The following is a 207-nucleotide window of genomic DNA, read 5'->3' as shown; positions in this document are numbered from 1 at the left end:
CTTAGCAGCCGGGCACGGAGATTTTTGCATTTTCCATTTCAGCTGACCATCAACAGCGCAATTTGATCGTGTCCCAGCAGACCCGTGCGTCTTCTTTTAGATCTGGATAGGAAAGTCCTGTTTCCTGAAACTATTGAAACGCGCAAATCAAATGTGTTTCGGAGAATGAGCTGCCGAAGCGCCGACCAAAAGCTGTGGGACGAATAG

It is taken from the genome of Pseudovibrio sp. W64, assembly GCF_001623145.1.
Classification (GTDB): Bacteria; Pseudomonadota; Alphaproteobacteria; order Rhizobiales; family Stappiaceae; genus Pseudovibrio.
This window is presented reverse-complemented; position numbering follows the sequence as displayed.